Source organism: Paraburkholderia sp. SECH4, assembly GCF_030511745.1.
GTDB classification, from domain to species: Bacteria; Pseudomonadota; Gammaproteobacteria; order Burkholderiales; family Burkholderiaceae; genus Paraburkholderia; species Paraburkholderia madseniana.
This window is the reverse complement of the sequence record NZ_JALOCP010000006.1, coordinates 73,147-95,466: the sequence shown is the minus strand read 5'-3', so window position 1 is coordinate 95,466 and position 22,320 is coordinate 73,147. Positions and strand designations below refer to the sequence as shown.

Here is a 22,320-nt window from a genome sequence, read left to right as displayed (position 1 = left end):
CGCGCTCGAGGCATGCCAGGGAAAGTCCGAGGCGCGCACCGCGGCCTCGGCTCCCACAGTCACGCCGAGTGTCACACGGCTGACATGGACGGCGCACCGCTAGTCTGAACCAGGACATTGCCGCCCAAGCGTGCGCGGCGGTCTTCGCGGATCATGTCGCTGGCGCGTTCGGCAATCATCAACGTCGGCGAATTGGTGTTGCCCGAAGTGATGGACGGCATGATTGATGCGTCGACCACCCGCAAACCGTCAACACCGATAACTCGTAGGCGATTGTCGACGACCGCGCCGGGATCGTCGGCGGTGCCCATCCGGCAGGTGCCGACCGGATGAAAGATGGTGGTGCCGACCACGCTCGCGGCCTGCTGAAGTTCTTCTTCGGTCTGGTACTGGATACCGGGCAGAATCTCTTCCGGCCGATAGGGCGCGAGCGCAGGCGCCGCGGCAATGCGGCGCGTGAGGCGCAATGCGTTGGCAGCGACGTGCCGGTCGTAATCGGTGGAAAGATAGTTAGGCGCGATCAACGGCGGCGCTGAAGCATCGGCCGATCCGATGTGAATGCTGCCACGCGAGGTCGGCCGCAACTGACACACCGACGCGGTGAATGCATTGAAGCGATGCAACGGTTCGCCGAAGCGATCGAGCGAGAGCGGCTGCACGTGATACTCGAGGTCGGGGCGCGTGAGCGATCTATCATCCGGATCGGATTTGGCGAACGCACCGAGTTGCGATGGCGACATCGACATGGGGCCGCTTTGAAACAGCGCGTACTGCATGCCGATCATCAGCTTCCCCCACCAATGCGCGGAAGCGGTATTGAGCGTGCGCACGCCGTCGACTTTGTAGGCCATACGCAACTGCAGATGGTCCTGCAGATTTTCGCCGACGCCGCGCAGATCCTTCACCACCTCGATGCCGAGATTCTGGAGACGCGCGCCATTCCCGATACCGGAGAGTTCGAGCAATTGCGGCGAGTTGACCGCACCGGAACTGAGGATCACTTCGCAACGGGCTTTGGCGAGATAGTCGGTGTTGTCGCCGCGATATTCGACACCGGTGCAGCGACGTCCTTCGAACACGACGCGCTGTGTGTGGGCACCGGTGATGACAGTGAGATTGGGGCGCTTGAGCGCCGGACGCAGGAAGGCTTTCGACGCATTCCAGCGGATGCCGCGTTTCTGATTGACGTCGAAGTAGCCGACGCCGGTGTTGTCGCCACGATTGAAGTCATCCGTGGCGGGTATTCCGGTTTGTTGCGCGGCTTGTGAAAACTCTTCGAGAATCTTCCATTTCAGGCGTTGCTTTTCGACGCGCCATGGGCCGCCTGCTCCGTGCGATTCGGAGGCGCCGGCGTGGTGGTCTTCGCTGCGTTTGAAGATGGGGAGGACGGCGTTCCAGGACCAGGAGGCGTCGTTGGTGACGCGGGCCCATTCATCGTAGTCCTCGCGTTGGCCGCGCATGTAGATCATGCCGTTGATCGAGGAGCTGCCGCCTAGTACTCTGCCCCGCGGATATGAGAGGGAGCGGCCGTTCAGGCCGGGTTCTGATTGGGTTTTGTAGAGCCAATCTGTGCGGGGATTGCCAATGCAGTAGAGGTAGCCTACCGGCACGTGGATCCAGTGGTAGTCGTCTTTGCCGCCGGCTTCTAGCAGGAGGACTTGTACTTCTGGATCTTCCGATAGGCGGTTGGCGAGGACGCAACCTGCTGTGCCGGCGCCGACTATGATGTAGTCGAATTCGCCTTCCAGGCGGTGGGGTTTTGTTTGTGTGTTTTCTGGGGTGTTCATCGTTTCGTCTCCTAAGCTTTTTTGCCTTCGCGGCGCTTTTTGTCAGTGTTCTTGGGGCGTTGGCCTTTCCTTGATTTGCTAGTGGTCTATTAGCGTTGCCCCTGTGCGGGGCGGCACCTACTTCTCTTTGCCGGCTGCAAAGAGAAGTAGGCAAGAGAAAGCAGCTCAAACCGCTCATGCTAAGTGGGCACCGTGGTCTGCAACGGGTAGTGGTGCATCTGGAATCCGTGTTCTCGCACATTCCGCGTTAGTGACGAAGGATTCATCAGTTCCCACTCCGCACTGCGTGCGTCGCGGACGAGTCTGCATGGGAAACCAGGGGCTTCGGTTGAGGTTTGTGGGGGCCGTCGGCTTTGCCTCGGCGAGGTGCTTGACTAGTTAGTGGCGAGTGCTAGGCGCTCGATGTGAAGGCAGCGATTGCGAATGGGGTGGGACTGAGTGGGCGGATGGTTTTATGAAATACTCGTCGGCGCGCGGAGCGCCGCCGGAAGTATGACGCCCTTGTCACAAGCACGTGCAGGGGCACGAACCCAGATTCCAGTCGCACCACTACCCGTTGCAGACCACGGTGCCCACTTAGAATTAGCGGTTTGAGCTGCTTTCTCTTGCCTACTTCTCTTTGCAGCAGCAAAGAGAAGTAGGTGCCGCCCCGCACAGGGGCAACGCTAATAGACCACTAACAAAACAAGGAAAGGCCAACACCCCAAGAACACTGACAACAAGCGCCGAACAGGCAAAAACGGCTATTTGGCCACTGGCATAGTGAACTCAGCCCCCTTGGCGATGCTATCCGGCCACCTCTGCATGATGCTTTTATAGCGCGTGTAGAAGCGCACACCTTCTTCCCCATACGCATGGTGATCCCCGAAGAGGGACTTCTTCCACCCACCAAAAGAATGCCACGCCATAGGCACAGGAATCGGCACATTAATCCCCACCATCCCAATCTGGATCTGCCGCGAAAACGCCCGAGCCACGCCACCGTCGGAGGTAAACAACGACACCCCATTAGCAAACTCGTTAGCGTTAATCAGCTCAACAGCAGAAGCAAAATCCGGCACCCGCACAACGCACAACACCGGACCGAAAATCTCCTCGCGATAAATCTTCATATCGGTCGAAACATCATCGAACAACGTGCCGCCAAGAAAGAACCCCTTCTCATGTCCGGCCACCTGATGGCCACGCCCATCGACCACCAGCTTCGCACCAGCCGCAACGCCCGCATCGATATAACCCGCCACTTTCTGGCGATGCGCCGCCGTCACCAACGGCCCCATCTCGGCTTCCGATTTCATACCGTTCAGAATCTTCAGGCTCTTCACCCGCGGTGTCAGTCGCTCGATCAATTCATCGGCAATATGCCCGACCGCAACCGCCACCGAAATCGCCATGCACCGCTCGCCAGCGGAACCGTAGGCAGCGCCAATCAATGCATCGACAGCCTGATCGAGATCCGCATCCGGCATCACCACGAGGTGATTCTTCGCCCCGCCCAAAGCCTGCACGCGCTTGCCGTGCTTCGTGCCTTCCGTATAGATGTATTCGGCAATCGGCGTCGAACCGACAAACGACAACGCGCTCACCTCGGGATGCACGAGCAGCGCATCCACCGCCACCTTGTCGCCATGCACGACGTTGAACACGCCGTCCGGCAAACCGGCTTCCTTGAACAATTCAGCTAGACGGTTCGATGCCGACGGATCACGCTCCGATGGCTTCAGCACAAACGTGTTGCCGCATGCGATCGCCACCGGGAACATCCAGCACGGCACCATCATCGGGAAATTGAACGGCGTGACGCCGGCGACCACGCCCAGCGGCTGACGCAGATTCCAGTTGTCGATGCCGCCGCCGATCTGGTCGGTGAAGTCGGTCTTCAGCAGATTCGGAATGCCGCACGCAAACTCGACGATCTCGATGCCGCGCATCACCTCGCCCTTCGCATCGGAAAAAACCTTGCCGTGCTCACGCGTGATCAACTCCGCCAGTTCGTCATGGTGACGGTCGAGCAATTCCTTGAACTTGAACAGCACACGCGCCCGCTTGATCGGCGCGGTTTCGCTCCATGCAGGAAACGCAGCACTGGCGGCAGCAACCGCCGCATCCACTTCAGCGACGCTTGCCAGCGGCACGCGTGCGCTCACGCTGCCAAGCGCGGGATTGAAGACGTCGCCGAAGCGGCCGCTCGTACCGTCGACCGTCTTGCCATTAATGAAATGGGTCAGCGCGCGTGCGCTCGTCTCGCTCCGGACAGTCTCGTCCTGATATGTCTCGCTCATTTTCTTGTCCTCTTCCTATGAAGGTCTTCCGCCCACCGCGAACGGCTTGATGAACGCAAGCGTACGGCGCTTCGGGGCGACAAATCCAATGAGTAATGCTCAACTGCGCTATAAGCCGAGCTAATATCAGGATATGGACCTGACTCTGCTACGGGCGTTCGTCACCGTCGCACGCGAGGGCAACCTCACGCGTGCCGCGGTGCAGCTTCACCTGACCCAACCTGCCGTCAGCCTGCAAATCAAGCATTTGCAGGAGACGCTCGGCGTGACACTGTTCACGCGGACCTCGCACGGGCTTTCGCTGACACGCGACGGTCAGGCCCTGTTGCCCCACGCCGAACGCGCGCTGGGCGCCGCGAGCGACGTGCAGCGTGCGGCGGCGTCGCTGCGCCACGAAGTGCGCGGCCGTTTGCGGATCGGCACGATTCTCGACCCGGCGTTTCTGCGCCTCGGCGGCTTTCTCAAGCAACTGGTGGAAACCTGGCCGCGCATCGAGACGGCCTTACGCCACGGGATGTCGGGGTGGGTGCTCGAACAGGTTCGTGCGGGTGAACTGGATGTGGGTTACTACATAGGCCTTCCAGCCGATGACGATGCCCGCGACGGCGCCACCTTTCATGCCGTCACGCTCACGCACTTCCAGTACCGCGTGCTGGCGCCGGCAGGATGGAAAGATCGCGTGAAGGGCGCGCGCGACTGGCGTTCGCTCGCCGCACTGCCGTGGATCTGGACGCCGCCCGCGTCCGCCCACAATAGGTTGCTGTCGCGCTGCTTTGGTGAGGCCGGCGTCAAACCGGTTAAGGTGGCAGAAGTGGATCAGGAGCCGTCGATGCTCGATCTGGTCAAGTCAGGTGTCGGTCTGACGCTCGCGCGCGATGCCACCGCGATCGCCGAAGCGCATGCCCACGCGTTGACCATCGTCGAAGGCGTCACCGTGCCGACCCAGCTCAGCTTCATTACGCTCGCCGAGCGGAAGGACGAACCGGCAATTGCAGCGGCGTTGAAGCTGATCGAGCAGCAATGGGCGACTTGAAGATTGCATGAAGGTCGGCATGGAACCATGCCTGAGGGCACCACAACCGCAAGGGCGATATGAGCTGTTCTCATGACAGCCATGCACCATGCGACCGATCGTCATCTCGTCGCGTTTCCTCGCAGACCGCTTTCGGCTGGTGGCGCAAGCGGAGCACCCTCGCTGGCGGTCCATCGAGGTTCGCCTCGAAGCCCACATTTTCTGGCCCCGTCATCTGAAACCACACCGTCACGCACTTTTTGTTAGATTGAGGGTTCGCGCTCACGCGCCGGCCCCGCATCGTTTCTGTTCCGTCTGACTTCGTCCTTCCCGGCAGCTTCGCCCCGGCAACACCGGAAGCTGCCGACCACGCCATCCTTCGACAGGAGCCTGACATGGCACGCAACATTGAAATCAAAGCCCGCGCCCAGCATTTCGAACAACTGCGCGAACGCGCCGCGAAGCTTGCGCCGGACGCGCCGCTGATCTTCCGCCAGCAGGACTTTTTCTACGACGTGCCGCGTGGCCGCCTGAAGCTGCGCCAGTTCGACGACGGCACGCCGGCCGAACTGATCTTCTACCAGCGCGACGACCGCGACGGTCCGAAGGCGTCGTATTACACGCGCAGCCCGGTGACCAACCCTGAAGCGATGCACGCGCTGCTCGCCACGGCGCTAACCACGCGTGGCATCGTCACGAAGGAACGTCACGTTTATCTGACTGGACGTACGCGGATCCATCTGGACCGGGTCGATGGCCTCGGCGACTTCGTCGAACTCGAAGTGCTGCTGGCTCAGGACGACGACGAAGAAGGCGGCCACGCCGAAGCACATGCGATGTTCCAGACCCTCGGCGTACCGGAATCGGATCTGGTGGCCGTGGCCTATGTGGATTTGTTGAGCCCGGACACCAACCCGAAGCAGGCTGCGTAAAACTTAAGCATCACGGGCCGCGGCGACGTCAATCATGGAACCGCGGCCCCGAAGACCCCAAACACCAGAAAGTCCGGGAAGCCCCTGCATCAAGCGGCTGCCGCCCCCGGCGACAGATGACCGAGCGGCAACGGCCCATTGCGCTTGAACGTGGTCAACACGATATTGGAGCGCACACTGTCGACGCCCGGCACACGCATCAACTTCTTCATCACGAACGTCGAGAGATAATTCAGATCGGGCGCGACAATGCGCAGCAGATAATCGGCGTCGCCGACCACCGCGTGACATTCCAGTACTTCCGGCAGCACCTCGATCTGTTGCTGGAATTGCTCGATGATCGAGTCGCCGTGATGCTTCAACTTCAGACTCGTAAACGCCGTCACGCCGAGCCCGAGTTTTTCCGGGCGCAGCACGACGCGATAACCGTCCACCACACCCACCTGCTCCAGGCGCTGCAAGCGCCGCCCAATCTGCGACGGTGACAGCGGCACCTGCTCAGCCAATTGCTGATGGGTCGCCCGGCCGAAGCGCTGAAGCATGTCCAGCAGCGCGAGATCGAAGTGATCGAGTTCTAACATGATTGATATCCGCATTGAATCGGCAATTAATGCACGATTATTGCATATTGACACGCCATAACGCCATCATTGCGCCCTTTCCGCACGCCTACCGCTCTACACTTGCATCACCGTTTCAACCCGCAGACACCGTAGAGCGCGCAGCATCATGTCCACCGCCAACACCGCCAAACTCAAAGAGCAATTCGACGCCGGCCTCGAAACCCACGCCGACTTCACCATCGACCAGCCGACCGAACGATACGGCTCAGTCGACCACGCTGTATGGCAGCAGCTTTATGCACGCCAGACTGCGTTGCTCAAGGGCCGTGTGTGCGATGAGTTTCTGGCAGGCGTCGACTGTATCGGCATGCCGCACGACCGCGTGCCCTCGTTCGACGAAATCAACGCCAAGCTGACGCCCGCGACGGGCTGGCAAATCGTTGCCGTGCCCGGACTCGTGCCCGACCAGGTGTTCTTCGAGCATCTGGCGAACCGCCGTTTTCCCGTGACATGGTGGATGCGCCGCCCCGACCAACTCGATTATCTGCAGGAACCGGACTGTTTTCACGATCTGTTCGGCCACGTACCGCTGCTGATCAATCCGGTGTTCGCGGACTACATGCACGCGTACGGCCGCGCGGCGCTTGCCGCCAATGATACCGGCGCCCTGCCGCTGCTCGCCCGGCTCTATTGGTACACCGTCGAGTTCGGCCTGATCCGCGACGCGGCGAGTCCGAACGGCGTGAAGATCTACGGCGCGGGCATCGTGTCGAGCAAAGGCGAGACGCTCTACAGCCAGCAAAGCGCGGCGCCGAACCGGCTCGACTTCGACCTCGAACGCGTGATGCGCACGCGCTACCGCATCGACACCTTCCAGAAAACCTACTTCGTGATCGACGACTTCGCGCAGTTGTTCAGCGTCGCGCAAACCGACTTCGCGCCATTGCTGGCCAGTCTCGCCGCGCAGCCGGCTTTCGCGGCAGGCGACGTGCTCGAACAAGATCGCGTGATGACGCGCGGCTCGCGGGAAGGCTGGCAAGCCGACGGCGATATCTGACAACACAGCCTGAGCGGGCCGACAGCAGGTTAATTGCATCCGTGAAAAAATAGCGGAGGCGCACGCCTGCCGGCGCGCCTGTTCAGATCAACGAGGTAGCACCATGATTAACAAACTGACTTCCGAAGAACGCGCCACTCAGGTCGCCGAACTGCACGGCTGGCAAGCCGTGGCGGGGCGCGACGCGATCCAGCGCCACTTCAAGTTCGCCGACTTCAACGAAGCATTCGGCTTCATGACGCGCGTGGCGATCAAGGCGCAGGAAATGGATCACCATCCGGAATGGTTCAACGTGTACAACAAGGTGGAGATCACCCTGTCGACGCACGAGGCTAATGGCTTGACCGAGCGGGACATCAAATTGGCCCGATTTATCGACAGTATTACTGCGTAATACAAGCGATCAGGTGCCTTGACGCACGCTGGATCGAACGATTCGACGGTAATGAAAGGGCATTGCAGGCAATCTGGCGCCCAAACCTTCAGTTCTACAGGCTATTATTAAGGCGCACGTAAGAATCCCACGCTTGCCTCGCAAAGCCGTCTAAACGATCCGGTGATAGCGTCTGCTGACGCTGTACAATCATCAGCGCATACGGCTTGGAGAGCGCGCTTGCCTCCTTGCACAGAACGAGTTCGTCGCCGCTCGAAGGTGAGCGGGCGCGCCAGAAGTTGATCGCGGCTTCCAGTTCGTGGATCGTTATCTCGGACATGACTTCGTGGTCGCTCAGTGGCTGCTTGATGGCTACTTCATGGCTGCTCGACAGCTGTTTCGTGGCCGCCTGGTGCCAGTTCGGCACGGCCACGCGGCACACTGCCTGTGCAGCAGGCGCTCCGGCGAACCGCTTGCCCAAACGCCTAAAACCATTGTACTTGAGCGAAATCCATGCGACTCCTTCTGATCGAAGATGACCGCCCCATCGCACGCGGCATCCAAAGTAGTCTCGAACAAGCCGGCTTCACCGTCGACATGGTCCATGACGGCATTTTCGCCGAACAGGCCCTCACCCAAAACCGCCACGAGCTGGTGATTCTCGATCTGGGCCTGCCCGGTATCGACGGCATGACGCTGCTCGCGCGCTTTCGTCAGAGCAATCGTCACACGCCGGTGATTATCCTCACCGCGCGCGACGAGTTGAACGACCGCGTGCAAGGCCTGAATTCCGGCGCGGACGACTACATGCTAAAGCCGTTCGAACCCACCGAACTCGAAGCGCGCATCCGCGCCGTGATGCGCCGCAGCGGTCCGCATGGCGACATGCCGCGCCCGGAAGTGTCGTTGGGCGGTGTGCGTCTGTCGGGCGTCGATCGCCGCATTTTTAACGACGACAAGCCGCTCGAGCTGTCGCCGCGCGAATTCGCGGTGCTCGAAATGCTGCTGCTGCGCCACGGCCGCGTGGTCAGCAAGGCTCAGTTGCAAGACCATCTGACGCACTTCGGCGGCGATCTCGGCGATACCGCGATCGAAGTTTATGTGCACCGGGTGCGTAAAAAGCTCGAAAACTGCCGTGTCGAAATCGTCACGGTGCGTGGCTTCGGTTACCTGTTGCAGGAAATCCGTCAGGCCGCATAATCGTTGCAAGGGCCGCAATCCGAATTGCGGCCCGACAGCGCCGGGCCGGCGCCGCGCACTCAGTGCGCAATTCGCCGGCTTCCGGCGAATTTTCACGGTGCCACGGTGCTTTAAGCCGTTGCTCCTTTCCCGCGCGTTCGATCATGCCCCAGCCGGCCGCCAATAGTCTGCGCCGCACGCTGCTGCGGCGCCTCGCTGCTCCCCTTTCGCTGCTCGCATTGATGAGCGGCCTGATCGCTTACTGGCTGGCGTGGCAATACACGCAGCACGTGGTCGACCGCTCGCTCGCCGATCTCGCCACCGCGATCTCCAAACAGATCCAGATTGCCGGCCCTGATGCCAAGGTGACGGTGCCGCCGCTCGCGCAGGCCATGTTCTCCGATCCGGTCGAACAACTCGTTTATCGGATCAGCAACGGCGAAACCGAGATCGCCGGCGACCATAATCTTCCGCTGCAAGGCACCAGCGTACGGCGCATGCACTATGCGTACGTCTTCGAAACGCAACACGAAGGCGTGACGGTGCGCGTGGCCCAGGTACGCGTCGACCAGCCGACCGGCAATCCGATCGTCGTCGAAGTGGGCCAACCGGTGCATCACCGTTTTCGCATCGCCGCCGAGTTTCTGGTCGCGATCATGATGCCGCTACTGTTGCTGCTGCTGGCGGGCTGGGTGATCGTGTGGCGGGTCGTCAATCAGCAGCTCAATCCGCTCACCGATCTCGCGGACTCGCTGAACCGGCAGACCCACACGTCGCTCGAACCCGTGGACGAGACCTATGTGCCGGTTGAGATCCGGCCGCTTACCGGCGCGTTGAATGCGCTGCTCGATCGTCTGAAAACCGCCCTCGACGGCCAGCGCAAATTTATCGCCGACGCCGCGCATCAGTTGCGCACGCCGCTCACCGCCGTCAAGCTGCACGCGGAGCAGGCCGCGGTCGCGCGTGACCCGCAGCAAACGCTCGCCGCGGTCCGTGAACTGCGCGCGGCGGCTGACCGCGCCGTGCGGCTGTCGAATCAGTTGCTTTCACTGGCCCGCGCGGAGCCGGGCGAACAGGCGGCACGTTTCGTCAACGTGGACATGGCCGCACTCGCTTTCGATACGGGTGCGGAATGGGTGCCGCGTGCGTTGACTTTTCACGTCGACCTCGGCTTCCAGCGCCTCGACGATCCGGGCAACGATCATCCGCTGATGGCGCGCGGCAATCCCGTGCTGCTGCACGAAGTGATCGCCAATCTGCTCGATAACGCGCTCAAGTACGTGCCGCCTTCACGCTTCGATGGCGGTCGCATCACCGTGACGGTGTCGCAAACCGTGATCGACGATCTGCGCATGGCCGAGATCGTCGTCGAAGACAACGGGCCGGGCGTGCCGCTCACGCAGCAAGCCGACCTGTTCAAACGGTTCTTCCGCGGCGACGGTCAGAGCGACGCCGGTGTGGATAGCGGCGCCGGTCTCGGTCTCGCAATCGTTCACGACATCATGGTGCTGCATCACGGCAGCGTGCATTACGAAGATGCGCCGGAAGGCGGTGCGCGCTTTATTGTGCGTATTCCGCTGATACCGATCAGCGTTCAGCATGGCGTCGATCCCGAAGTGCGGCGTCCGGCAAAAAAATCGGCGCACTCGGCGCCGATCGATATGTGACTCTGCAGTGCGTCAATGTACTGCCACGGGTTGCCTTGAGTTCACTTACGTTCAACTCAGGCAGCCCGCGTTTCATTTCTTCTTCGCTTTTTTCGCGGACGTCTCCGCCTTCTTCACCGTCTTGACCGTTTTGTCGGACCTGGAAGCGCCCTTCTCTTTCTCCGCCGGCGCCAGCATCGTGCCGCGGCACTTGCGCGCCCCGCAGCGGCATTCGTATTCCTTCTTGAGCTTCTTGGTCTGGCGCGCGTCGATGACGAGGCCGTAGTCGTAAAAGACTTCCTCACCCTCGGCGATGTCGCGCAGCGCGTGCACGTACACGTGACCGTCGATCTCTTCGGCTTCACAGTTCGGCGCGCACGAATGGTTGATCCAGCGCGCGCTGTTGCCGTCCACTTTGCCGTCGATCACCTTGCCGCTGTCGAGCGCGAAATAGAACGTGTGATTCGGTTCGTCCGGATTGTGCGGATGACGGCGCAACGCTTCTTTCCAGGAGATCCGCTCACCCTTGTATTCGATCAGCCGTTCGCCGGCCGCAATCGGCTCGATGGCAAACACGCCTTTGCCGTGCACACCCGAACGGCGCACGGCGATCCTGCGTGAACTCATTGAATGAATCCTTGTGAAGAACTAGGGGTGAAGATCCGGCAGCCGTCAGAAATGCACGCGTCTAACGCGCTGCTTTTTCCGACGCGGATAGCAAACGCGGCGCCTTGCGAGCGCCGCGTCGACCTGCGACGCTCATGCGCCACATCCGGCATCCTACACGCTCAAGACGGCTTCGTTCAACCGTCAATAAGACGTGCGCGCGCAAGGCGCGTTGGCAGCTTCACCGTTGTCCAAACGAAATCTCGCCGAACAGGGCTTTTTGGTCGCGCGGTTGCGAACGCCAGTACTGCGGCGGCGCTTCGACCGTCGCGCCGAGTTGCGCGGCGGCATGCCACGGCCAACGCGGGTTGTAGAGCAACGCGCGGGCCATTGCGATCAGATCGGCATCGCCTTCTTCGATGAGTTGCTCGGCATGCAGCGGATCGGTAATCAGGCCCACGCCGATGGTTGTCAGGCCGGTTGCCCGTTTGACGGCCCTCGCGAAAGGAATCTGATAGCCCGGCTCAAGTGGAATCTTCTGCAATGGCGAAACACCGCCGGACGACACGTCGATCCAGTCGCAGCCGCGCTTTTTCAATTCCTGCGCGAACGCGATCGTGTCCTCGAGCGCCCAGCCGCCTTCGACCCAGTCAGTCGCCGAGACGCGCACGCCAACCGGTTTGTCGGCGGGAAACGCGGCGCGCACGATGTCAAAAATTTCGAGCGGAAAGCGCATACGGTTTTCGAGCGAACCGCCGTAATCGTCGCTGCGCTGATTGGCGATCGGCGACAGAAACTGGTGCAGCAGATAGCCATGTGCCGCGTGCACTTCCAGGGCGTCGATGCCGAGACGCGCGGCGCGCCGCGCGGAGGCCGCGAACGCTTCGCGAATCCGGTTCAGTGCGGGCGTGTCGAGAGCAAGCGGCGGCTCTTCACCCGCCTTGTGCGGCAACGCCGACGGCGCATGTGGCAGCCAGCCACCTTGCGACACCGGAATCAGTTGCCCGCCTTCCCAGGGCACATGGCTCGACGCCTTGCGCCCTGCATGCGACAACTGCATGGCGACGCGAATCGGCGAATGCTTGCGGATCGCGGCCAGAACCGGCTTCAGGGCGGCTTCGGTAGCGTCGTCCCACAGCCCGAGATCGCCCGGCGTGATGCGGCCATCCGGTTCGACGGAGGTCGCCTCGATGCACACCATGCTGGCGCCGGATAACGCGAGACTGCCGAGATGGATCATGTGCCATGCCGTCGCCTCGCCACGTTCGGCGGAATACTGGCACATCGGGGAGACAACGATACGATTGGGAAGCGTCACGCTACGCAGCGTGAGCGGGGAAAAAAGCGCGCTCATGGATTACGCCCAGTAGAAACCCGAGAGCGATCGAGCATAGCACCGCGGATGATTGTCTGCAGGCACGCGCAGATCAGGGTTTCGGCCCGACCTGATCGAGCCACTCACCGAACATCCGGCGCGCGGCGACTTCCAGCGCCGGACCGAACTGCGCGGTCTCGGCCCGCAACTGCCGCGCGTCGATGCCGTGGCCGGCGATCTCACCGGCATTGCCGATCAGCCAGGGTTCGAACCGGTCAGCGCGAATCTCCGGATGACATTGCAGGCCCAGCACATGGCCGCCCCAGGCGAACGCCTGGTTTTCGCAGGCAGGCGTCGAGGCGAGACGTGTGGCGTTGTCGGGCAGGTCGAAGGTGTCGCCGTGCCAGTGCAGCATCGACGTGTGGGCGCCGTCCAGATGACGCACCGGCGACGCACGGCCCGCATCGGTGAGCGTAAGCGGTGTCCAGCCGAGTTCGGTATGGCCCGCGGGGTAGACGCGTGCACCGAGCGCACGCGCGATCAATTGCGCGCCAAGGCAGATGCCGAGCGTCGGCAAACCGGCGGCGATGCGCTTTTCGATCATGGAGAGCAACGGGACGAGCGTCGGGTAAAGCGCGTCGTCAGTTGCACTGATCGGGCCGCCGAGTACGACCATGAGCGATGCGGCAAACGGGTCCGGCGCTTCGATACGGGCAACGCCGACGTCGAGATAGCGCACCGGGCGCCCCCGTTCGCCGAGCTCCAGCTCAAGACTGCCCAGATCCTCGAAGTGCACGTGGCGAATGGCCAGAACTTCCCGATTCATCAGCCTGTCCCACCTTCAGGTTGCCTAAAGACTTGCCGCTACACGGCGCGAACCGGCCGGCGGACGGCAATCGCCGCCCGCCGGAACACGGCTTCGCAGTGTAGCGGATTGTCCCAGGAGAAGCCGCCTTATTGGGCGAAGATCTTCCAGGTCTTCTTTTGGGTAGCGACGTCGGCCACTTCGTACACCGAGCAATCGAGACGCAGATCCGTGTCCGACATCTTCATGTCGAGCAGCGCGCAGTGATGCGGCGTCTTCTTCGGATTCTTGCTCGGCTCGAAGTGCGAGCAGCTCAGGCACATGCGGTGCGGCGGAATCGTGCCTTGCGCTTCCAACTGATGGATGGTCTTGAGCAGGGTGCGATAGAACAGCGTCTGTTCTTCCTCACGCAGCGTGCCGACCGCTTTGGCCAGGAAGTCCGGCCATTGCGCAGCGCGCTTCGCGGCCGTGCGGCCACGCGCCGTCAGCCGGACCGCGAGGGCGCGGCCGTCGTCGAGTGCGCGGCGCTTTTCGACCAGGCCTTTGGTCTCGAGCGTGCTCACGGCATCGCTGGTGGTCGCGGCGGTCAGGGCCGTTTCGCGGGCAATTTCGCCAAGACGCATCGGCCCCTTGCGTTGCATCAGCAAGACCAGGATTTCGCCCTGGGTCGGCGTAAGGCCTGCGCCTTCCGCCCATTCCCAAGCCTGGCTCCGCATGGCCGTGCTCAATCGCAATAGGCTGTGGGTCACTCGCCCGGTTGCCTGTTCTCCGTATACGCCTTCGCTCATAATCTTCGTTTGGTTTATTAAGCTTGCGAGCGATGTCGGCGAACCGCTGCCGAACACGCCCGTAGCCTGTGTGGGGTGGCCTCGCCCTAAAGCAGACGAGACGGTTTCTACTATCTCAAAAATTTACCGCCTTGCAAGCCAAAGGCAGATGAAACGACATTCTATGCGAGACCGGCCAATCGTACAGCTAAGTTATCCAACGCAAGCTGTGGATAACCATGGGAAAACACAGGGGATGGCCTGTGTGCCAATTCTTGATAAGCAGCTTGCCCCCTCTTTCCTTACTAAAGTTGTCCTCGTTTACCGCCATCGATGCGCCTCGGATCAGCCCAGTTATGGTTTACGTAGCACTTTGACTTTTCAGGGAATTATTCAGTTGTCCACAGGCAGATGCAATGCTTGTTAACTACTACGTTTGTATACGTAAATTTTAGAAAAACCTGAAGGCCCGCGAGCTGGAAATTTATTTACGAAAAAAAACCCGCACGAGGCGGGTCTTCCTTACGGTTTAACGTAAGCAATCCTCTATCTGGCTAGGCTCGCCACTGCAGACACTGCTGTCTGACAGCTTCATGCAAGGACTTTTCCTGCTCGAAAACGCCCCGCAGCCACGTCGCGTCGTTGACCTGACCGCGCGCAATCGCACCGATTTCGGCGAGCGCGTTGCCCGAACCCAATGCTTCGGCGTGCGGTGCAATCAGATCCAGCGTTTCGAGGATGTCTTCGGAAATCGTCTTGCGTTCGCTCGTTTGCGGATTGATGCAGTTGCCGGCCAGACCGAAGCGGCATGCTTCGAAGCGGTTGAACGTGTAGACGAGGTAATCGTCTTCCTTCGGCGTGATCGGCTTGTCGAGCAGCAGATGCCGGGCAAGCGTCTGGATGTAGCAGGCAATCGCCGCGGCGCGATCCACCGAAAACGGCGTATCCATCACGCGTACTTCGATCGTGCCGAAACCGGGCTTCGGCCGGATGTCCCAGTAAAAATCCTTCATGCTGTTGACCACGCCGGTGTGGACCATCTTCGAGAAATATTCCTCGAAGCTATCCCACGTCAACACGAAGGGCGCACGGCCCGACAGCGGGAACGCGAACACGGAATTCAGTCGTGCCGAATGAAAACCGGTGTCGACGCCCTGCACGAACGGCGACGAAGCGGACAACGCGATGAAATGCGGGATGAAGCGCGACATCGAATGCAGCAGATACAGCGCGCTGTTCGGATCCGGACAGCCGATGTGCACGTGCTGGCCGAACACCGTGAACTGCTTGGCAAGATAACCGTACAACTCGGAAAGATACTGAAAGCGTGGCGTATCGACGATTTGCCTTTCACTCCATTGCTGGAATGCGTGCGTGCCGCCGCCGCACAAGCCGACGTTCAGACGGTCGGCCGCCGACACCAGCGTGTCGCGGATCGTGCGCAAATCGGTGACGGCCTGTTCATGCGTCGTGCAGATACCGGTCGACAGCTCGATCATGCTTTCGGTGATTTCCGGCGTGATGTTGCCGGGAATTTTTTCGTCCTTGATGAGGCGCATCAGATCCGAGCCGGCTTTGGTCAGATCATAGTCGTGCGTATTGACGATCTGCATCTCGAGTTCGACACCGAATGTGAACGGTTTCGAATCGATGAAGGGTTCGAGTGACATGGCGTCCCCAGAGTCAGGTCGGCCGATGTGTGTCACATGTCTGTGTCACACACCCGGCCGTTTTTGAATCGAATAAGTTGGATAAAGCGCGCAAATCAGGCGCGTAAAGCATTGGACAGCGCATCGGACAGCGGCGTGCCCTTACCGTGCGCTTACTCTTCGCGCCGTTCAGCCACCAGCGCCAGGCTGCGATACACGAGCCACGGCCCGAGAATCTGCAGCACGAAAATTGAACACATCACGATCGCGCGCAGTTGCGGATCGAAATTCGGATAAAGGTTGTAGGTATCGTCGACGAGCAGGTACGCAAGCGCCGACATGGGCGATAACGACAAACCGAGCGCCATGCCCTGCTTCCAGTTCAAGCCACTCGGCTTGGCGAAGGCCATCACGCCCACCAGTTTCGCGACCAGACGCGCAACAATCAGACCCAGCGCCGCGACACCGCCAAGCGCGATGTCTTTCCATTCGAACGAAGTGAGCGTCAGCACGAACAGAATCACGGTCAACAACCAGCCGGCCGTGCCGAAATGTTCCGGCCACAACTGCGGACGCGCTTCAAGATTCTTCACGATGATGCCCGCGGCCAGCAACGCGAGAATGGTGGAAAGCTTGAACACATGCGCCACCGCAATGGCCAGCAGCACGAGGCCGAACAGCGCGACGAACGAATGCTCGTCCTGCATGTTCAGACGACGGTAAAAAAACGTGCAGGTGCGCGCCAGCAGATAGGCCAGCACGAGCGAGCCGACCAGCAAATAAAGCGGCTGCAGAATCGTGGCGTAGACGTTGCCGTAAACCTCCTGATGCAACCAGCTCGAGACCAGTTTTTCGATCACCACCGCGTACATGCTGTTCAGCGCGGTAAGGGTCAACAACCGTTGCGTGACCTGGCCTTCCGCGCGCAGCTCGGTTTTGAGCTGGATCACCATTGCCGGCGAAGTCGCCATGGCAATCGCGGCGAGCACCGTTGCCACCATCAGCGGCACCTTCAGGAACAACAAAACCGGCAAAACCAGTGCGAACGTCAGCGTGGCTTCCGCGACGCTCGACAGAATCAGCCAGGGATTGCGGCGAATCCAGCGCAAATCGAGCCGGCTGCCCAGTTCGAATAACAACAAACCGAGCGCTACGTCGAGCAAAGGCCGCGCGGCGCTCGCGGAATCAGCGTCGATCACGCCGAAACCGGCTGCGCCGGCTACCAGGCCAATGACCGCATACCCGGAAATGCGCGGCAAACGCCATGCGCGGTAGCACAGTTCACCGCACAGACCCGCGGCGAGCAATGCAAGACCAGCCCAAAAAATGGCGTCGGGTGTGAGTGGCCATGCTGGAAAAAATGAAAACGCCGACTTCATCGTAATGGGTTCTCCTTGGCAGCAACGGCAGACAACACGAACCGGCGCAAACACCGGCGAGCGGATGAACGCATGAGGCGCTCACTGTCGCGATCGCTTCGCGTGACCCGCGTTGCGAGTTTTCAACGATCGGATGATCTGAATGTGCCGCAGCCGCAAGGGGCGCAGCGCATTCTGGGGGCGGCCGTAGCTACCGGCCCGGCACGGTGAAAGAACGCCGTCGACTTTGAATCAGATTCTGATTGCGCGGCACCGTTCCATTGCAGCGTGTGCGGCCAGCGGCGAGGCACGACGCGGAAAAGAACGGCGATTGTGCCATAGCTTTTTCAGACTTGACCGAAAAGACAGGAACATGCAGGCAAAACGGTAAAAACGTACGTTATCTTCGCGAGATGAGGAAAAAGCGACCGTTTTAAAACCGGGTCGGGCTCTCATAGCGTACAGATTCGACGTTGCAGATGTGTTTCCTGGCACACGGCCGGCGGCGTTTTCCTTCAACTTTCGACGCTTCGGGCTCAACGATTGCGCTCGATCTCGGGACGGCCTTTCTGTTTACAGGTTTACCGTATGTATACGTAGTAACAGTTAACAAGGTGACTCGTTTTCTGTGGATAACTCCGGTTTACCGAATTGATTCATCGGCTTGCCGCTCGCATAACAGGATGCACAGCGTGTGCGGCAGCGGAGGGTATACAAGGGTAACTTTTCGCGATTTTCGGCCGCGGCAAAGTTACCCCGTTTACGTCCACAACGGTTCCACATGAGTTGCGCCGGTAAACGGCGCGGTTATCCACAAGTTTCAGTGGATAACTTTTCTTGGCGCCGATGTTCGGTGCGCGCGGTTAACTACGGGTTAACTCACCGTACCCTGGCGCAACGCACGCAAGAGGAAGCGGGCAGGATCGATGTCTTCGGCCAAATCCCGTTCGAGCGGCCACGGTTCACCTTCGATCTGCGAGGCGATCAGCTCCGCTCCAAGTGCCGCCCATACCAGACCGCGAGAACCGTACGCGAACCCGCCGTACAAGCCGTCGACGCGTGGCAGATCGAGCGGCCATGCGCCACGCAGGCGCTGGGCATCGCGGGCCGAGGCGGCTTCGTCGGCGAAGTTGCCGATCATCGGCATCCGGTCGCTCGTGACGCAGCGAAACGCGACGCGCCCGGCGAGCTTCACCGCCTCTGCCGGGTCGACGATGCCGTCAAAGGCCGGCAGCATCTGCGCAACGCGCTCGAGGTTTTCCAGATGGCCATCCGGTCGCAACGCGGTGTCGGGGTCGTCGAGTTCGTAGGTGGCGCCGGTCAGCGTGACGCCGTCGGCGAGCGGGACCGCGTAGCCTTCGCCTATAACCGGCATCTCGAGTGTGAGCACCGTGCCCGGCGGCAGCAAAGTCAACTGGCCGCGGATGCTGCGGGTCGGCGCGTACTGCAAACCGGCGAGCCGCGCGGCGTCGTGCGCGCTCGCGACAATGACCACCGGCGCGCGCGCGATGGCTTGCCCAGTTGCGTCGAAGACGGTCCATTGATTGCCGGACCGTTCGAGGCGCGCCACGTCTACTCCGAAGCGGCGTTCGAGCAGCCCGCCCGCGGCTGCGCACTGCGCGGTGCAAAGCGACGCCGGGTCGATCCAGCCGCCTTGGGGGAAAAGCCAGCCGCTTCGCGCGAGCGGCATGCCCGCAAGCCTTTGCGCCTCGTTCAGCGAAACGGGCGTCACATATTCCGCCGGGTAACCGAACGCGGCGATTGCCTCGCTCATCGAGCGGGCTTCTTCGTCGTCCGCGGCGATCTGCAACAGCCCTGGCGCGCCGCGCAATGGACGGTAACCAAGCCGTTCGAGCGCGGCCCAGCGTCTGAGCGTGTAGAGAAAGCCCGCGCGCGTGACGCGCGAAGCGACGCTGTCGTCGCGCGAGATCATGGGATGGAACACGCCGGCCGGATTACCCGAGGCGTCCTGAGCCACCGACGCGTGCCGCTCCAGCGACGTGACGCGCCAGCCGCGTGCGGCCAGCCGCTCGATCGCCGCGCAACCCGCGAGGCCGGTGCCGATTACGATCGCATGCCGCTCATCGACTTCAAGTGGCGCGGGCGGCTCATAGCGGCGGACACGCCAGCGCGGCGCGAAATGGCCGACCAGCATCGCGCGTTTCCAGCCGAAACCATCGACTTTTTGGTACACAAAGCCGTTTTGCGTCAACGCGCGCTTGATGTCGCCGGCACTGCTGTAGGTTGCGAATGTGGCGTTCTCGCCGGCCATCCGGGCGAGCGCCTTGAAGATCGCCGGCGTCCACATTTCTGGGTTTCTTGCCGGGGCGAAGCCGTCGAGATAGAACGCATCGGCGCGCAGCCTCAACGCCGGCAGGCTCTCCGCGGCGTCAGCGAACACCAGTGTCAACGTGATTCGCCCACCCTCGAATTCGAGCCGGTGCGTGCCGGGGACGAGCATCGGCCATTCAGTTGCCAGCGTTTCCGCGAGCGCGGCGATCTCGGGATTCGAGATCGTCGTCGCATAGACGCTGCGCAAATCGGCTTGAGTAAACGGATGCTTCTCGGTCGACACGAAGTGCAAGCGCTCGCAGCGCGCCGGATCGGCACGCCAGGCGGCCCAGGTCATCAGGAAGTTGATCCCCATGCCGAAGCCGGTTTCGAGCACGGTGAAGACGCGGCGGTCCTGCCATCGCTGCGGCAGTCCATTGCCGCGGAGAAAGACGTATTCAGCCTGTTCGAGACCGCCGACAGCGCTGTGATAGATGTCGTCGTAGAACGGCGAAAAAGGCGTGCCGTTGTCGCGAAAAGCGAGGACGGCGGGGATCAGCGGATCGGTCATGCGCGGCGGAAATGACGCTCGAAAGAGCGAGTCAGACGTTACCGCCAGCGCGCGCAGCTCGCCGGGCGGCGAAAAAGACGCGCTGCAACGTTGGCAAAAACCAACGCTAAGCCCCGTCCATACTGGGTTTCAGCCTTCAATTGGGCTCTGCGAGGAGGAAAAAGGAGGGTTTCCCCTCGATATCTGCCCCAGAACCGCTTAAATCTTCGAAACCCTTATCCTGATTGGGTTTGCGCTGCGCTATCATAGCAAGCGCCGCGAAGGGAGCGGCAGCACGGCCGACGGGCAGTCACTGCCCGGCGCTAATTGTCCGGAGGGGATCCGGAGCCGCAGCTGCTCGACGGCGCGGCCCGCGCACGTATAATCGGCGCGTTCGCGCTGTTCGTGTCAACCTAAACTCAGAAAGGAACCTTAATGAACAAACAGGAACTGATCGACGCCGTCGCAGGACAGACCGGCGCCAGCAAGGCTCAAACCGGTGAGACGCTGGACACGTTGCTTGAAGTGATCAAGAAGTCTGTGTCGAAGGGTGACGCGGTCCAGTTGATCGGCTTTGGCAGCTTCGGTTCGGGCAAGCGCGCAGCACGTACGGGTCGTAACCCCAAGACCGGTGAAACTATCAAGATCCCGGCCGCCAAGACCGTCAAGTTCACGGCTGGTAAGGCGTTCAAGGACGCAGTCAACAAGCGCTAAGCAGATTACTGCCTGGCAGTTGACACCCGCCAACGGCGGGTTTTTTTTCGTCTGCGATTTCTGTTTAGCCGCGACGGGCGTCGCGGTTAAACAGTCAGCACCAAGCGGAAAGGCCGCTCGAGCTTAATCGTGGCGATGCACGATTTCGCCGTGGCCATGACCGTCGTGGTCGTGATCATGGTGATCGTGGTCATGATCATGGTCGTCTTCGTCGAAGTCCCATGTCGGGAACGGATCGGCGAATTGTTGCCACGCTTGCGGTCCCGCCGCGTATTCCTCATCGGTCAGGAGGCATGCGTCGAATTTCGCTTGCCAGACAGCCGGGTCGATGCCGACGCCGATCATCACCAGTTCCTGGCGGCGATCACCGATGCTCAGATCGTCCGGATCGCCGTACCAGTCGGCGGCAATTTCGGCGGCCAGCTCGTCATCGCCGTCCGGCCATTCGCTGCGATCCTGCGCGGCCCACCACATCCCCGCCGGACCATGCCGGCAAGCGCCACCCGCCTGCGACAGCGAACCGGCGATGTCGTTACGCGTTGCGAGCCAGAAGAAGCCCTTGCTGCGCAAGACGCCCTTCCACTCCTGATGCAGCAACGCCCACAGGCGCTCCGGGTGAAACGGCCGCCGCGCGCGGTAAATGAAATTGCCGATGCCGAATTCGTCTGCTTCACCGTGATGGGCATGGCCGTGTTCATGGTCGTGCTCATGTTCGTCGTTAAGCGACGCCAGCCAGCCCGGTGCGCTAGATGCCTCGTCGAAATCGAAACGCCCGGTGTTCAGCACTTCGGCCAGCGGCACTTCGCCGAAACGGCTCACCACCTGCACTGCACGCGGATTGATGCGGGCGAGGATGCGCTGCAAACGCGTGAGTTCATCCGCGCTCACCAGATCGGCCTTGTTCACCACCAGCACATCGCAGAATTCAATTTGCTCGATCAGCAATTCGACCAGCGTCCGATCGTCCTCTTCAGTCGCCGCGATGCCCCGCTCGGAGAGTGCGTCGGCTGAACCGTAGTCGCGCAGGAAGTTGAACGCATCGACCACCGTCACCATCGTATCGAGCTGTGCAACGTCGGACAGCGACGCGCCGTCGTCGTCGACAAAGGTGAAGGTTTCGGCGATCGGCATCGGTTCGGCCACGCCGGTCGACTCGATCAGGATCGCATCGAAGCGCTTTTCACCGGCAAGCCGCTTGATCTCGACCAGCAAGTCGTCACGCAACGTGCAACAGATGCAGCCGTTCGACAGTTCGACGAGCTGCTCTTCGATATGCGAGAGCGCGGCGGCGTCGCGCACGAGCGTTGCATCGATATTGACGGCGGCCAGATCGTTGACGATCACGGCGACGCGCAAACCGGCGCGATTCGCGAGGATGTGGTTCAGGAGCGTGGTCTTGCCGGCGCCCAGAAAACCGGAGAGCACGGTGACGGGCAATAGCGGCTGGTTCATCG

The 22,320-nt window shown here is 61.2% G+C and carries 19 protein-coding genes; 7 read left to right on the top strand and 12 right to left on the bottom strand.

What is annotated here, in order from left to right; all coding sequences use genetic code 11:
* Nucleotides 1–71: 71 nt before the first annotated feature.
* Together M0D67_RS11195 and M0D67_RS11190 are read right to left on the bottom strand one after the other, a co-directional pair.
* Nucleotides 72–1,787 carry a GMC family oxidoreductase gene (locus tag M0D67_RS11195; RefSeq protein ID WP_266238847.1) on the bottom strand — a complete coding sequence of 572 codons (1,716 nt, stop codon included), beginning with the start codon at nucleotides 1,785–1,787 and terminating at the stop codon, nucleotides 72–74.
* A 743-nt stretch (nucleotides 1,788–2,530) separates the two neighbouring features.
* Nucleotides 2,531–4,069 carry a CoA-acylating methylmalonate-semialdehyde dehydrogenase gene (locus tag M0D67_RS11190; RefSeq protein WP_171925291.1) on the bottom strand — a complete coding sequence of 513 codons (1,539 nt, stop codon included), beginning with the start codon at nucleotides 4,067–4,069 and terminating at the stop codon, nucleotides 2,531–2,533.
* Between the two features lie 133 nt (nucleotides 4,070–4,202).
* Here M0D67_RS11190 and M0D67_RS11185 point away from each other — a divergent pair, with 133 nt between their 5' ends.
* Both M0D67_RS11185 and M0D67_RS11180 read left to right on the top strand, forming a co-directional pair.
* Nucleotides 4,203–5,102 (top strand): LysR family transcriptional regulator, encoded by a 900-nt coding sequence (locus M0D67_RS11185; RefSeq protein WP_154558739.1) that lies wholly within the window; start codon nucleotides 4,203–4,205, stop codon nucleotides 5,100–5,102.
* A gap of 374 nt (nucleotides 5,103–5,476) precedes the next feature.
* Complete coding sequence (locus M0D67_RS11180; protein ID WP_154558740.1) at nucleotides 5,477–6,013, top strand: class IV adenylate cyclase; 537 nt, start codon at nucleotides 5,477–5,479, stop codon at nucleotides 6,011–6,013.
* Between the two features lie 89 nt (nucleotides 6,014–6,102).
* Here the strand turns inward: M0D67_RS11180 and M0D67_RS11175 are convergent, their stop codons facing one another.
* Nucleotides 6,103–6,594 (bottom strand): Lrp/AsnC family transcriptional regulator, encoded by a 492-nt coding sequence (locus M0D67_RS11175; RefSeq protein ID WP_266238846.1) that lies wholly within the window; start codon nucleotides 6,592–6,594, stop codon nucleotides 6,103–6,105.
* A gap of 148 nt (nucleotides 6,595–6,742) precedes the next feature.
* On the opposite strand from M0D67_RS11175, the gene phhA reads away from it, so the two are divergent.
* Nucleotides 6,743–7,633: a phenylalanine 4-monooxygenase gene (gene phhA / locus M0D67_RS11170; RefSeq protein ID WP_154558741.1), complete on the top strand. Its 891-nt coding sequence runs from the start codon at nucleotides 6,743–6,745 to the stop codon at nucleotides 7,631–7,633.
* A gap of 49 nt (nucleotides 7,634–7,682) precedes the next feature.
* Nucleotides 7,683–8,027: a 4a-hydroxytetrahydrobiopterin dehydratase gene (locus M0D67_RS11165; RefSeq protein ID WP_266238879.1), complete on the top strand. Its 345-nt coding sequence runs from the start codon at nucleotides 7,683–7,685 to the stop codon at nucleotides 8,025–8,027.
* Nucleotides 8,028–8,121: 94 nt separating this feature from the next.
* Here the strand turns inward: M0D67_RS11165 and M0D67_RS11160 are convergent, their stop codons facing one another.
* A complete protein-coding gene (locus tag M0D67_RS11160; RefSeq protein WP_054042765.1) occupies nucleotides 8,122–8,346 on the bottom strand; it encodes a DUF3717 domain-containing protein in 225 nt (74 codons plus the stop codon).
* Nucleotides 8,347–8,519: 173 nt separating this feature from the next.
* Between M0D67_RS11160 and M0D67_RS11155 the strand changes: the two genes are divergently transcribed.
* Together M0D67_RS11155 and M0D67_RS11150 are read left to right on the top strand one after the other, a co-directional pair.
* Entirely contained in the window at nucleotides 8,520–9,206 is a 687-nt protein-coding gene (locus tag M0D67_RS11155) for a response regulator transcription factor (RefSeq protein ID WP_028197606.1), read from the top strand.
* A 143-nt stretch (nucleotides 9,207–9,349) separates the two neighbouring features.
* Complete coding sequence (locus M0D67_RS11150) at nucleotides 9,350–10,852, top strand: sensor histidine kinase (RefSeq protein WP_154558743.1); 1,503 nt, start codon at nucleotides 9,350–9,352, stop codon at nucleotides 10,850–10,852.
* Between the two features lie 72 nt (nucleotides 10,853–10,924).
* Here M0D67_RS11150 and M0D67_RS11145 read toward each other — a convergent pair whose 3' ends face one another.
* The 7 genes from M0D67_RS11145 to mnmC form a co-directional block, all read right to left on the bottom strand.
* Nucleotides 10,925–11,458 carry an SET domain-containing protein gene (locus M0D67_RS11145; protein ID WP_266238845.1) on the bottom strand — a complete coding sequence of 178 codons (534 nt, stop codon included), beginning with the start codon at nucleotides 11,456–11,458 and terminating at the stop codon, nucleotides 10,925–10,927.
* A 220-nt stretch (nucleotides 11,459–11,678) separates the two neighbouring features.
* Nucleotides 11,679–12,791 carry an NADH:flavin oxidoreductase/NADH oxidase gene (locus tag M0D67_RS11140; RefSeq protein WP_154558745.1) on the bottom strand — a complete coding sequence of 371 codons (1,113 nt, stop codon included), beginning with the start codon at nucleotides 12,789–12,791 and terminating at the stop codon, nucleotides 11,679–11,681.
* A 73-nt stretch (nucleotides 12,792–12,864) separates the two neighbouring features.
* Entirely contained in the window at nucleotides 12,865–13,578 is a 714-nt protein-coding gene (locus tag M0D67_RS11135) for a glutamine amidotransferase (protein ID WP_154558746.1), read from the bottom strand.
* A gap of 128 nt (nucleotides 13,579–13,706) precedes the next feature.
* Complete coding sequence (locus tag M0D67_RS11130; protein WP_154558747.1) at nucleotides 13,707–14,345, bottom strand: MarR family winged helix-turn-helix transcriptional regulator; 639 nt, start codon at nucleotides 14,343–14,345, stop codon at nucleotides 13,707–13,709.
* 533 nt (nucleotides 14,346–14,878) lie between these two features.
* Nucleotides 14,879–15,994 carry a YbdK family carboxylate-amine ligase gene (locus M0D67_RS11125; RefSeq protein WP_097390782.1) on the bottom strand — a complete coding sequence of 372 codons (1,116 nt, stop codon included), beginning with the start codon at nucleotides 15,992–15,994 and terminating at the stop codon, nucleotides 14,879–14,881.
* 152 nt (nucleotides 15,995–16,146) lie between these two features.
* Nucleotides 16,147–17,352 (bottom strand): cation:proton antiporter, encoded by a 1,206-nt coding sequence (locus M0D67_RS11120; RefSeq protein ID WP_097390783.1) that lies wholly within the window; start codon nucleotides 17,350–17,352, stop codon nucleotides 16,147–16,149.
* Between the two features lie 853 nt (nucleotides 17,353–18,205).
* Nucleotides 18,206–20,173, bottom strand: a complete 1,968-nt coding sequence (gene mnmC / locus M0D67_RS11115; protein WP_171925288.1) for a bifunctional tRNA (5-methylaminomethyl-2-thiouridine)(34)-methyltransferase MnmD/FAD-dependent 5-carboxymethylaminomethyl-2-thiouridine(34) oxidoreductase MnmC — start codon at nucleotides 20,171–20,173, stop codon at nucleotides 18,206–18,208.
* Between the two features lie 414 nt (nucleotides 20,174–20,587).
* On the opposite strand from mnmC, the gene M0D67_RS11110 reads away from it, so the two are divergent.
* Nucleotides 20,588–20,866: an HU family DNA-binding protein gene (locus M0D67_RS11110; RefSeq protein ID WP_006050811.1), complete on the top strand. Its 279-nt coding sequence runs from the start codon at nucleotides 20,588–20,590 to the stop codon at nucleotides 20,864–20,866.
* 123 nt (nucleotides 20,867–20,989) lie between these two features.
* Here M0D67_RS11110 and M0D67_RS11105 read toward each other — a convergent pair whose 3' ends face one another.
* Nucleotides 20,990–22,318 carry a GTP-binding protein gene (locus M0D67_RS11105; protein WP_171925287.1) on the bottom strand — a complete coding sequence of 443 codons (1,329 nt, stop codon included), beginning with the start codon at nucleotides 22,316–22,318 and terminating at the stop codon, nucleotides 20,990–20,992.
* Nucleotides 22,319–22,320 lie beyond the last annotated feature (2 nt).